Source organism: Abiotrophia sp. HMSC24B09, from assembly GCF_001815865.1.
Lineage (GTDB): Bacteria > Bacillota > Bacilli > Lactobacillales > Aerococcaceae > Abiotrophia.
On the sequence record NZ_KV822206.1, the window covers coordinates 49,977 to 63,730 of the forward strand.

General features: G+C 47.9%; 7 protein-coding genes. All 7 read left to right on the forward strand.

Translation table 11 applies throughout. From position 1 onward, the window contains the following. The first annotated feature begins 39 nt into the window (after positions 1-39). A complete protein-coding gene (locus HMPREF3093_RS06085; protein ID WP_070756154.1) occupies positions 40-1,329 on the forward strand; it encodes an alkaline phosphatase family protein in 1,290 nt (429 codons plus the stop codon). A gap of 90 nt (positions 1,330-1,419) precedes the next feature. Next, positions 1,420-3,321, forward strand: coding sequence for a 1,4-alpha-glucan branching protein GlgB (gene glgB / locus HMPREF3093_RS06090; RefSeq protein WP_070756155.1), 1,902 nt, complete (start codon positions 1,420-1,422; stop codon positions 3,319-3,321). A 71-nt stretch (positions 3,322-3,392) separates the two neighbouring features. After that, positions 3,393-4,544, forward strand: a complete 1,152-nt coding sequence (locus HMPREF3093_RS06095; RefSeq protein WP_023391882.1) for a glucose-1-phosphate adenylyltransferase — start codon at positions 3,393-3,395, stop codon at positions 4,542-4,544. After that, positions 4,528-5,679: a glucose-1-phosphate adenylyltransferase subunit GlgD gene (gene glgD, locus HMPREF3093_RS06100; protein ID WP_257244543.1), complete on the forward strand. Its 1,152-nt coding sequence runs from the start codon at positions 4,528-4,530 to the stop codon at positions 5,677-5,679. Before HMPREF3093_RS06095 ends, glgD begins: the two co-directional genes overlap by 17 nt. Positions 5,680-5,689: 10 nt before the next feature. Further along, a complete protein-coding gene (glgA, locus tag HMPREF3093_RS06105; RefSeq protein ID WP_070756156.1) occupies positions 5,690-7,126 on the forward strand; it encodes a glycogen synthase GlgA in 1,437 nt (478 codons plus the stop codon). 75 nt (positions 7,127-7,201) lie between these two features. Next, positions 7,202-9,625, forward strand: coding sequence for a glycogen/starch/alpha-glucan phosphorylase (locus tag HMPREF3093_RS06110; RefSeq protein ID WP_070756157.1), 2,424 nt, complete (start codon positions 7,202-7,204; stop codon positions 9,623-9,625). Between the two features lie 373 nt (positions 9,626-9,998). Beyond that, positions 9,999-13,754, forward strand: a 3,756-nt coding sequence (locus HMPREF3093_RS09935; protein WP_306806862.1) for a CshA/CshB family fibrillar adhesin-related protein, incomplete at its 3' end; no start/stop codon positions are given.

The following is a 13,754-nucleotide window of genomic DNA, read 5'->3' on the forward strand; positions in this document are numbered from 1 at the left end:
CACAGGATAATCGAAAGACTAGGAACTGGAGCTGGTTATATGGCAAAACGAAAAGTATATTTAATCTCTTTTGACGCATTTGGCTATGAGGATGTTGCCTTTGCGAGTAAATTACCTAACTTTAAGCGTCTCTTAGATAAGGGGACTTGGGTTAAGAAGGTCCAATCGACCTATCCTTCACTGACCTATGTGGCCCACACCAGTATTATGACAGGTTTGTTGCCTCTGCATCACCAAATTGTCAATAATACCAAGATTCAGCCAGAGCGTCATAGCCCTGACTGGCACTGGTATGCTAAGGAAGTCCAAGGGGAAACCCTCTACGATGTTTTCAAGCGGGCCGGCTATAAGACGGCTTCCTTGCTCTGGCCGGTCATGGGGCGTAACAAGTCCATCGACTATAATTTAGCGGAAATTATTCCCAACCGACCTTGGCAGAATCAGGCAATGGTCTCACTAGCTGCTTCCAGCATTCCTTTCTTGCTCAAAATGGAAGCCCGCCATGGTCACAAACGGGACGGCATTCAGCAACCGGCTCTAGATTATTTCCTAGAAGGAGTCTTGCTGGATACCATTCGTGATTACAATCCCGATTTCGTGACGGCGCACTTCCTGCAGCTGGATAGCATGCGCCACTACTACGGGGTCAACTCGGAGCAAGCCAAGCAAGCCATTATCGACTTCGATGGTCGCTTAGGGCGTATTATTCGACTCTTAGAAGACATGGGCCAATGGGAAGATTGCCTCTTCGTCTTGGTGGGGGACCACTACCAACTCAACACTCATACCGTGGTGCGGCCTAACCACCTGCTCAGCCGCCAACCTGGTTGGCAAACGCTGGGACGTGACGGTACCATCAAGTCTTGGCAGGTTTACTGCAAAGGCGCGGATGGCTGTGCCTATATCTATCGCAAGCCGGGCGCTAAGATTACGGTCAAAGAAATTTTGGACACTTTACGGCCTATGATGCCTATGATTGAGACAGTTTACACAGCTCAAGAAGCGGCTGACTTTGGGGCGGACCCTAACTGCCTCTTCATGATTGAAGCCAAGAAAGGCTACTATTTCTTAGATGATTTGGCGGGTGATTTCCAAGAATCAGTGGATAATCCAACTTCGGATGCCAAGCTCTTACATGCCACCCATGGCTATCATCCAGCGCGTAATCACTATGCGACAACGGCCTTTTACCACGGGCCAGATGTTAAAGTGGGGCATGCCGTAGAGACGGGCAGATTGATTGATCATGCGCCAACCATTTTATCGGCGCTCAAACTTAATTTCCATCAATATGTGGACGGGAATATTTTGTACGATATTTTCAGGTAAATAAAATAGCAAATTGTCTAGTCGTATGCGTTTACATGAAACGCTTTCAGTGCTATAATAAATGTATAAACAAACAAAGGGAGGGATAGAATGACTTTCGCAGCATTACAAGAGCAACTTTCTGAACACATCTATCATTTCAACCATGGCAACCATGAAGCAGCCTACCAATTTTTAGGCTGTCACAAGGTGGACCAAGATGGAGTGACGGGTTATCGCTTCGCCATTTGGGCCCCTCATGCCGCCAATGTCTACATTCAAGGTGATTTTAATCACTGGCAGAATGAGCCACTCAGCCATATTGAAGGTGGGGTATGGGCTGGCATCATCCAAGGAGTTGAGCGAAGTCAGTGTTACAAGGTTGGGATTGACCATGGCAATGGTCATATCGAATATAAGATTGATCCCTTTGGTTTTAACTTTGAGATTGCCCCTAAGGATGCTACGGTGGTTTGGGGCTTGGAGGACTTTGAATGGTCTGACCAGGTTTGGATGAACCAGCAATGGCGTAAGAATAGCGTTCATTCGCCTCTCAACATTTATGAAGTGCACGCCAGTTCTTGGCGCCGCCACCCTGACGGCCGCACCTATACCTTTGCGGAACTGGCAGACAGCCTGATTCCTTATGTTAAGGAAATGGGCTACACCCATATTGAAATGATGCCGCTTATGGATCATCCGCTGGATGCTTCTTGGGGTTATCAGATTACCGGTTACTATGCGGTTTGTGGCCGCTACGGGACCTTGGAAGAGTTCAAGGACTTCGTTAACCAAGCCCACCAAGCAGGCATCGGGGTCATCATGGACTGGGTGCCTGGTCACTTCTGCCGTAATGCCAATGCCTTGGCTTACTATGACGGGACCCCAACCTTTGAATATCAAGATGTCAACCGCGCTAACAATGTGGGGTGGGGGACGCTCAACTTCGACTTAGGTAAGAACCAAGTCCAAAGCTTCCTCATTTCTAACGCCATGTTCTGGCTTAAGGAATGTCACTTGGATGGTTTGCGGGTGGATGCCGTGTCCAACATGCTTTACTTGGACTTTGACCAAGGGCCTTGGACGCCTAACGAAGACGGCAGCAACCACAACCGCCAAGGGGTGGCCTTCCTCCAAAAACTCAATACCACAATCAAAGATCACCTGCCGCATGTCCTCATGATTGCGGAAGAAAGTACCGACTGGAAGGGCATCACGCATGCTGTTTCAGAAGGGGGTTTGGGCTTTGACTACAAATGGAATATGGGCTGGATGAATGATACCCTGCGTTTCTTCGAGACCGATCCTTACTACCGACCACAGAATTTCCGCTTAATAACCTTCGTCTTTATGTACCAATACAATGAACGTTATGTCTTGCCATTTTCTCATGACGAAGTGGTCCACGGTAAGAAGTCGCTCTTAGATAAGATTCCTGGCAGCCGCGAAACCCAGTTTGAGACCTTACGTCTCTTGCATGGTTACATGATGGCCCAGCCTGGTAAGAAGTTGCACTTTATGGGTAACGAGCTAGGCCAATACCTGGAATGGCGTTACTACTCCGAGTTGGAATGGAAGGACTTGAGTTTCGAGTTCAACCGCGAGTACCAACACTATATGAAGACCCTCAATCATATCGGTAAGGACTACAAGGCCCTGCATTATTATGATACTGAGCCAGCAGGTCTGACCGTCTTAGATGCTGACAATGTGGAACAGGCTGTCCTGACCATGATGCGGCAGGGTAAGGCCAAGCGTGATTTCTTAATCATTGCCTTGAACTTTATCCCAGTTGAACGTCAGGAATACCGAATTGGGGTGCCTTATAAAGGAGAGTACGAAGTCCTGCTCAACTCGCAAATGCAAGAGTTTGGCGGACGGTGGACCGAGAATCTGCCGGTCATGAAGACAGAAGAAGTGCCTCATGATGGACAACCTTACTCCATTGTCACAACAGTTCCTAGTCTGGGTGTGCTCTATATCAAACCCAAACGTATTTACGGCGCTAAATAAAAGCTAAGAAAGGAGATGAAATTAACTGACTTCTTACGCCGAGTTAGTCAGCTAGTTTCGCATGTGTGTATATGAAACAAGATATGATCGCGATGATTTTAGCCGGTGGTCAAGGGACCCGTCTGGGTGTCTTAACCAAACAAACGGCTAAGCCAGCCGTTCCCTTTGGAGGGAAATACCGCATTATTGACTTTGCTTTAAGTAACTGCGCCAACTCTGGGATTAAGAATATTGGGGTAGTAACCCAGTATCAACCTCTAGAGCTTAACGAACACATTGGCAAAGGGGCAGCCTGGGGCTTAACCAGCCGTTCAGGTGGGGCTACCATCCTCCAACCTTACTCTAGCTCAGATGGCGAGAAATGGTTCAAGGGGACTGCCAATGCCATCTACCAAAACATCAGCTATATTGATTCCTTGGATCCTAAGTATGTCCTCATTCTATCAGGTGACCACATCTACAAGATGGACTATGCAGCCATGTTAGAAGACCACATCAAGAACAAAGCTAGCTTGACCGTTGGGGTTATCCCAGTGCCGATGAAGGAAGCTTCACGGTTCGGGATTATGAACACGGACCAAAATAGTCGTATCATCGAGTTCGAAGAAAAACCAGCGCAACCTAAGAGCAACCTAGCATCCATGGGGATCTATATCTTCAATTGGGAAACCTTGCGTCGCTACTTAGTGGAAGACCAAGCTAAGAACCGCGAGATGGAAGACTTCGGTAAGAACGTGATTCCAGCCTACCTAAGCAATGCTGAAAACTGCTTTGCCTACTCATTTGAAGGCTACTGGAAAGACGTGGGTACTATCGAATCTCTCTGGGAAGCTAACATGGAATTCTTGGACCCAGAACATCCACTCAACATTAGTGAGGATACTTGGCGGATTTATACCTCCAACCCTGTGACCCCACCACAATTCTTAACAGAGGACGCGCAAATTAAGCACTCGCTAGTTGTGGATGGCTGTTACATTGCCGGCCAAGTGGACAACTCACTCCTGTCGCGTGATGTCAAGGTAGGGCCTAATAGCCAGGTTGACCATTCTGTGGTCATGTCCAGTGCCACCATCGGTAAAGGCTGTCGCGTTGAATATGCTATTATCGGTGAACAAGCCGTGATTGCGGACGGGGCAAGTGTCATCGGGACCCCAGACCAAATTGCCACTGTAGGATATGCTGAAGTAGTAGGAGGACCAAAAAATGATGGTGAAGAATAAGTTATGTGCGATTCTCAATTTGACCGAAGATGATCAATTATTAAAACCATTGACCCAAAACCGGCCCATTGCCGCCTTACCATTTGCTGACCGCTATCGGGTGATTGACTTCGCCTTATCCAGCATTTGCCATGCGGAAATTGATTCGGTAGCCCTCTTCATCGCTGAATCAGGTCGTTCAATCTATGACCACATCCGTTCCGGGGCAGCTTGGGACTTGGATTCTCAAGTATCAGGTGGGATTTTCACCTTCTCTCAACAGAACTGGAAGCTCCGCCACCACCAAGAAAACCTCTACGAAGATTACTACTACAACCATCGGGTCTTCATGTCTCGGGCTAAGGCTGAGTACGTCTTTGTAGCCGGTTCTAAGATTATTGCCAACGTGGATATCCGCGGCGTCTTCCGCCACCATGTGGCTGAAGGTAAGGATATTACCCTTATCTACAAACAATTAGACAAAGAAAAATTAGGCGATCAAAACCCTAAATCTCGTGCCCTTAAATTCGATGCCAACCGCCAAGTCATGGGATTGGTTGAGTACGGTGATTTAGGGGAGGAAGAGAAGGTAGATGCTTCCCTCAGCATGTACTTCCTCAGCGTTAAGACCCTTAACGATATCATTGACCGGGCGGTGGACGAAGAAGTCTACATGGAAGTGGATGAATTGATTCAACACTATCTCTTAGACTACACTGTCAACCCATACAAGTATACAGGCTATATGGCCAACATTGACTCCATTCAACGTTACTACAAGGCTAATATGGACATGTTAGACCGTCAAAACTTCACTTCCTTGTTCTACTCAAGCCAACCAATCTTGACTAAGACCAAGAACGGGGTACCGTCCTACTATGCGCCAAGTTCTGATGTGCGTTCATCTGTCGTGGCCTCTGGTTCTTACCTAGCAGGTAAGGTGGAACGCTCACTCATTTCCCGTAAGGTACATGTATCGGAAGGGGCTCATGTCAAGGATTCCATCATCCTACAAGGAACTAAGATTGGCGATGGGGCACGTGTTGAATACGCCATCCTGGACAAGGGCTGTGTCGTTGAACCAGGCGCTCACGTCATTGGGACACCTGACAATGTGGTCGTGATTAGCAAGAACACCGTCATTCCAGCAGAATAAAGGAGTCGCCATGAAAGTTTTATTTGCTTCCGCAGAAGCGGCACCCTTTTTCAAGACGGGCGGGCTAGGTGACGTTGCCTATGCCTTGCCTAAGGAATTAGCTAAGCAGGGTGTAGACATTCGCGTGGTCCTGCCTTACTACACCCAAACGCCTCAGCAATACAAGGACCAAATCCAAGAAATTGCCCATTTCCGTTTCCAATTAGGAGGCCGGAATGTCTACTGCGGTATTAAGTATTTGGAAATGGACGGGGTCAAGTACTACTTCATCGATAACTTGGCATACTTTGACCGTCCGGCCCTCTATGGCCAATGGGATGATGGCGAACGCTTCGGCTACTTCTCAACGGCTATTATTGAGATGCTGGAAGTCATTGACTGGATTCCAGACATTATTCACTGTAATGACTGGCACACCGCTATGGTGCCCGTGCTCTTGGTGGACCGTTATCACTGGAAAGACCGCTTGCGTCATATCCGCAAGGTCTTGACCATTCACAACCTACGTTTCCAAGGGGTCTATGATCCAGCCATCCTAGGTCAAGTCTTCGGGACTGGCTATAATGTCTATACCGAAGATGGGGTCAAGTACTATGACCGGGTCAACTATCTCAAGGGCGGCATTAACTTCTCTGACCGTATTACGACGGTGAGTCCAACCTATGCCCATGAGATTACTACCCAAGCCTTTGGTGAGAACCTAGAAGGGGTCCTCAAGTACAATGAATGGAAACTAAGCGGGATTATTAACGGTATTGACTATGACCTCAATAATCCTGAGACAGATCCACTCATTCCTCATCACTTTAATGTCTCGGACTTAAGTGGTAAGGCAGCTAACAAGGCGGCCTTGCAAGAACGCTTAGGCTTGCCAGTCAATCCAGATGTGGCCATTATTGGTATGGTCTCTCGCTTGACCGACCAGAAGGGCTTCCAGTTAGTGGAAGAACGCATGGAAGAATTACTGCAAGCAGAAGTTCAGGTAGTCCTCTTAGGGACTGGGGAGCCGCAATTCGAGCACTCCTTCCGTTACTTCGAGTCACGTTATCCTGACAAGATGAAGAGTCTCATTACCTTTGACTTGGGCCTAGCCCAACAAATCTATGCTAGCTGTGACTTCTTCTTGATGCCAAGTGCCTTCGAGCCTTGCGGTCTGTCACAACTCATGGCCATGCGCTATGGGACCTTGCCAATTGTCCATGAGACAGGGGGCTTGCGTGACACCGTTCAACCTTACAACCAATATACCGGGGAGGGGACAGGTTATTCCTTTAATCGTTTCGACGGTTGGACCATGCTCCAAACCATCTACTATGCGCTAGATGTCTACTATAACCGACCTGGCGCTCACAAGCAATTGGTAGAACAGGCCATGACCCGAGACTTCTCTTGGACCGGGCCAACCAAAGAATACTTAGCCCTCTACCATTCGCTACTTCAAGGATAGTTAGCTCAGAAGAGACCAAGCGCTTGCTTGCGTCTCTTTCTTGGGCTTATGCCACAATTATTTAGGAGGAAATCAATGAAGGTCGATGCATTCAAAGACGCCTATAAGAAGAAGTTTGAAGACATGTTCGCCGTGCCTTATACCTCTGGTAGCACCACCGAACAATTCCAAGCCTTAGGCCAATTATTACGCTCTATCTATACTGACAAATGGGTCCACTACAACCAAGGAAAACTAGACAGCAAGCAGAAGCAAGTCTTCTACTTCTCCATGGAGTTCTTGCCAGGTCGCCAGCTCAAGCGTTATTTGCTTAACTTAGACTTGTTAGACACGGCGCGGACTGCCCTAGAAGAATTGGGCTTGGACTTTGAAGCCGTAGCGGCGGCGGAAGTCGATCCAGCCTTAGGGAACGGGGGCTTGGGCCGTTTGGCTTCTTGCTTCATGGATTCCATGGCAGCCACTGGCGTGCCGGGCAATGGTTGCGGTATTCGCTACCGTTATGGGCTCTTCAAGCAGAAATTCATCGACGGCTACCAAATTGAATTGCCAGAAAACTGGTTGCGTAACCCTAACTCCTGGGAAGTTCGCAAGGAATCCAAGTCGGTCATTGTCCGCTTTGGTGGTAATGTCTGGTTGGAAGCCAATCAGTATGGGGACTTGAAGCCAGTCTATGAGAATACCTTTGATGTCTTGGCGGTGCCTTACGATACGCCACAAATCGGCTATCGTAATGACGTGGTCAACAACCTACGTCTCTTCACGGCCGAAATTCCGCCAGGCCACGAGTCTTATTTCACGACCCCTGAACAACGCAAGGAAATTCAAGAGATCACCGAAGTCCTCTATCCAGATGACTCCAACTATGAAGGCCGACTCTTACGCCTCAAGCAAGAATACTTCATGTGTTCAGCTGGGATTCAAAGCATTGTTCGTTACTTTAAGAGCTTGGACTTGCCTTGGAGCGTCTTCCCTGATAAGGTGGCTATCCACATTAACGATACCCATCCAACCCTCTGTATTCCAGAATTGATGCGGATTCTGGTCGACGAAGAGAGCCTGACTTGGGGGCAAGCTTGGAATATCGTTAAGAAATCAACTTCCTATACCAACCACACCATCTTGGCGGAAGCCATGGAACGTTGGCCAATCTACATGATTGAGGGCCTCTTGCCACGGATTATGCAGATTATCTATGAAATCAACCGACGTCACTTGGTTAACAAGACCGCCCTCTACGGGGCGGAACTAGCCCACCGTACGGCGCCAATCGACGGGGACCAAGTTCTCATGGCTAACCTGGCCATTATTGCCAGCCACAGTGTTAACGGGGTCGCCAAGCTCCATACCGAGATTTTGGAACACTACACCTTGCGGGACTTCAAGACCATCTATCCATTCCGCTTCAACAACAAGACCAATGGGGTGACCCACCGCCGTTGGGTGCAACTAGCCAATGAAGGCCTCAGCAAGGTCTTAGACCAATATATTGGCGACCGGTGGCGCTTCAAGCCACGGGAAATGAACATTCTCCAAGCCTTCCGTGACAATGATGAGGTATTAGAAAAACTACAAGAAGTCAAGCTATCCAATAAGGAACGCTTTGCTCGTTTCGTTAAGGAAGAGATGAAGCTAGACATTGATCCGACTGCCTTATTTGACGTGCAAATCAAGCGACTCCATGCCTACAAGCGCCAACTCCTGCAAGTCATGCATATTGTAGATCGCTACTTGACCCTCAAGGAGAATCCTAAGGCTGACTTTGCTAAGCGGGTCTTCATTTTCGGGGCCAAGGCGGCGCCAAGCTACCACTATGCTAAGTCTGTCATCAAGATTATTAATGAATTGGCTAATTTGGTTAACAATGACCCAGCTATTGGCGACAAGATCAAGATTGTCTTTGTAGAAAACTATGGGGTTTCCCTAGCCGAATTGATTATTCCTGCTGCTAACTTATCGGAACAAATTTCCTTGGCGGGTAAGGAAGCGTCCGGGACTTCTAACATGAAGTTAATGGCTAACGGGGCTTTAACCATGGCGACCTTGGACGGTGCCAATGTCGAAATCTACGACCTAGTCGGTGACGACAACATCTTCCTCTTTGGTATGACGGCCGACGATGTCCAAAAATTGCGTGAGGCTAATAACTACTACTCACGGGGCATCTATGAGGAAAATCCACAGATTAAGCGTGTGCTCAATGCCTTCATTGACGGGACCATACCTAATATCGAAGCAGAAGGGCGCGAAATCTTCGATTCCTTGGTCCTCTACAATGATGAGTACTTCCTCTTGCAAGACTACCCAAGCTTCTATGAGGCGCAAATGGCTGCTGACAAGCTCTATCAAGAGCCTAAGGAATGGGCTAAACGTGCCCTGACCAATATTGCCTACTCGGGCAAATTCTCGTCAGACTACACCATCTTGCGCTACGCCGAAAGCATCTGGAATGTGTCGCCTGAGACCAACTTGCTTGGCGAAGGCTTCAGCAATCTAGACTAATCAGCACACAAGACCGAGATCCAGTCTCGGTCTTTTTTTGTGCGGTTTGAAAGTACTAGGCCTTATGTGGTCCTAAACACTAAATATAGTTAGTGAAATTCGCCTATCGTTCGCTATTAAGTAATGTGATGATTGCTTGTTTAGTCAAGAAGCACTTGCATGTGCAATAGTAAAATTTTGTTGCTGAAATACTGAAAAATACCGTGCATTTTACTAGTAGATGTATTATAATTAGCTACGGAATTAAATAGGTGGCTATTCACAATGAAGCTTTATCCTAACGAAGTGCTGGTGTTTTCTTTTTCATGGGGGAGGATGAGCATCAAGGTGATCATCTATTTGCTAGAATTAAGGTTAAGGGGGACAAGAGTCAATGTTCAGTAAGAATAATAAACTGATGAATGACCAAGGCAAGGGCGAGAAGATTACTCGCTACAGTATTAAAAAGTATAGCTTCGGCGCTGTCTCAGTTGCGGTGGCTTTCGGTATTTATTTTGCCAATGGGCCGGTGGTGTCGGCTCAAGAGCTAAGCAATAGCAGTGACTTGGTAAGCGCTAGTCAAGTACCAGTAGCGCCGGAGAGCCAAGCACCTGATCAGGAGCAGTCGCAAGCAGCTAGCCAAGCTGCAGAGTCAAGCGCTAAGGAGCTGGAGTCTTCAAGTCAAGCATCAGAATCATCTAGCCAAGCAGACCAACAAAGTCAGGCCAGTGAGACGAGTCAAGAAGCGGCACAGGAGCTTTCAGACTCCGCGCAGCCTGAAGCAAAAGCAGAAGTTGCACCTCAAGCGGACAAGCCAGTGCTGAAAACACCAGGCTATCCAGTCAAGCCAGTAGCCAAACCTACTAGCTCAGCTATGCCACGGCCAAGCAGCCAAGGCCAAGCCATTCCTAAGGGGACAGGTTTCCGCGATAGTGGGGCGACTGGGATTCCTATCGGGACAGGTCCTGCCGGAGCAGACGATGCAACTTCTACGCCTCGGGTTGATAAACCAAGCTTGGATGAATCAGTTAAGAAAGACAGTGTTCAGTTAGCTAAGCAAATTAGTTGGCTTGATTTTTCAGATAGCGCAAGTTGGAAAAACTTGGATCCACGTGGCGGTCTTCAAGTAGGGACTACCTTCACCAAGGAAATTTCACCTGGCTATGTAGTGACCTTAACGGTCAAAGAGCTCAAGCCTTTTAACTCAACTGAAATCTATAGAAAACGGGTCGCAGGTACTGCAACAGAGGGGACCTATAACCCCAACGCTGAGAATGGTTTCTTACAATCTGCGCGAGATTATGGTAAAACACCACCTCCTTCAGTTACAGGGGCAGCCCAGAACCAATGGACGACCATACGTGACCAAGGCTTCAATACTCAGAATCGAAAGACTCAATTGGTTTATCCAAAAAACTCTACCAACTGGGGGGTAAAATTCGATATTGAGGCTACCTATCTTGGTAAGCGGGTGGCCCCTACGGTGGTTATGGCCGATGGTGAAGATGCCAACCCAGGTGAATTCGCAATCTTTACTACTAATGGTTCGGGTTGGGAATACATGGGTGAATGGAAGAAGAGCAGTCCGGCCAAAGAAGCTTATACGGTTATCACCAAAAAAATGTTGGATGATGAGGACGTTAGGTTAAGGGGTCTTTTAATCTTAAAAGATAAGAGCGTAGACTGGTATAAATATCTCAGTCCAGATACTGTGACAGGAGGTCTGGGTACTCAGGTCTTCGGACCAAACCGTTCTAACGAACGGACGGTTCCTGTCGTGATGACGCGTGGGGCCTCTGAAGTAGGATTTTATGTTGCATCATCTGGGCAACAAGCCATGATGATGGGCTTCCTCGTGGTAGATGGGAGTGATGCGCCTGAGAGTTATGGCGAAGCCTTCCATACCATTTCAGGACGTGACTCAGTGACCAACGCCCCTATTAATCAACCTTATTTAGGGACAACACCAGCTGATATTGATGTTGAGTCAGCTAATGACTGGCTTCTGGATGATAAAAAGGAACACAATGACGAAGGCGCGAGTCAATTACTTGCGGATGATCAATTAAGCAAGTCTAACGATCTCTTAGACTTGGATAAGGCCAAAAATGGGACCTATACAATTAAAATTAAGGCTAATCCAAATGGTAATGCTAAATCCTATGTCAAGGCATGGATTGACTTCAATAAAAATGGAGTTTTCGATGAGGATGAAGCAAGTAACTTACAAGAGGTTACGACTGCTGGAGACTATACCTTGACCTTTAAGGCCAATCCAGCCATTAATGGAGGTCAAGTTGATGAATTGGGCATGCGCTTCCGTATTGCCACTAACGCGGGAGATATTGAGAAGCCAACAGGTATTGCCTTTAGTGGTGAAGTAGAAGATATGCTCTTGCACCGCATCTTCCCACCAAAAGGCGAGAAGCAAACAACGGATGGCTTCACGGGTGAAACTCAGAATGCGACCCTACACTTTACTACAAGTGGGGGGAGCAGAGATGATAATAATGCCACGACTATCATGAGTAGCCAAGCGCCTCAAGTCTTAGACAATCAGGGCAATGTTTTGCAGTCAGCGGATGGCACGACTTATATTCGTCCAGAAGGGACCTATGTGGTGACCAGCAATGGCAATGACGTGCAAGTAGCCTTCACGCCAAATGCGGCCTTTTCTGGAACTGCTGAGGGAATCAACATTCGTTGGACTGACAGCAACGGCACCTCGACTGGTTGGAATTCTACTGATGCGTCTGACCCTAATAAGAATGACCAATTATCCACTATGGACGGTCGTTATGTGCCAACCGTTCGGAAGATTCCTAACTATGAAACGACTGGCATTCAAGGGCTAGATCAAAACAAAATGCTAGTCTTTAACGATGATGATACCAGTGCGACTCCTGTCACACCAGACGCGTCCCGTCCTGCTAGCTTTGTGAATGCCAGTGGTCAGCCAGTAGTTGGTAACACAGTGCCTGCCATGGCCAATGGCCAGCAAGTCGGGACCTATGAATTGGATCCAAACACCGGCCAAGTGACTTTCAAGCCTAACAAAAACTTTTATGGCACGCCAGACCCAGTGGTGGTTCAAGTCAATGATACAGATGGTAAACCACACCGGGCGCGTTACCAACCTAAGGTAACCCAGGTGACGCCAACCAGCACCAATGCGGAGTCAACCGGCCTTCAAGGTCAGCCACAAAGTGGTAAGCCAAGCTTCAACCCAGGTGACCAAGCCGTGCCGATTGATATGGCTAAACCAATGACCTTTGAAAATGGGACTGACACCTTGGTAGTAGCAGATCAAGGGACCTATACCATTAATGCAGATGGTTCCATCACCTTTAATCCAGAGAAACAATTCACTGGTAAGGCGACTCCAGTGACGGTTAAACGTGTAGATGCTAATGGTACCGAAGTGACCGCTACTTATACACCTAACGTGACCAAGGTCACACCAAGTAGCACACCAGCCACTTCATCAGGTCCTCAAGGTGTCCCACAAACAGGGACACCAGTCTTCAAGGAAGGCGATCCAGCGGTCCCAATCGACTACAGCAAGCAAATGACCTTTAACGATGGTCAAACTAAGAAGACGGTTGCCGGAGTTGGGGAATATACCATCAATTCGGATGGCTCCATTACCTTTACACCAGATAAGAAATATGTAGGAACCCCTGCTGCAGTGACGGTCAAACGTGTTGACGAGAATGGTACCGAAGTGACGGCGACCTATACGCCAACTGTGACGGAAGTGACGCCAAAAAGTACCAATGCAGTCTCAAGCGGCCTGCAAGGTCAACCACAAAGTGGCAAGCCGACCTTCACCCCAGGTGATCAGGCTGTGCCAATTGATATGACCAAAGACATGACTTTTGACGATGGTCAAACAACTAAGAAAGTGGATAAAGTCGGGACTTATGTCATTGAGTCAGACGGCACGATTACTTTCACGCCAGACAAGCAATATGTGGGGACACCAGCTCCAGTAACGGTCAAACGTGTCGATACCAATGGCACCGAAGTGACGGCCACTTACACCCCAACAGTTACGCGAGTAACCCCAACCAGCACCAATGCTGAGTCAACTGGCCTGCAAGGTCAGCCACAAAGTGGTAAGCCGACCTTCACCCCAGGTGATCAGGCT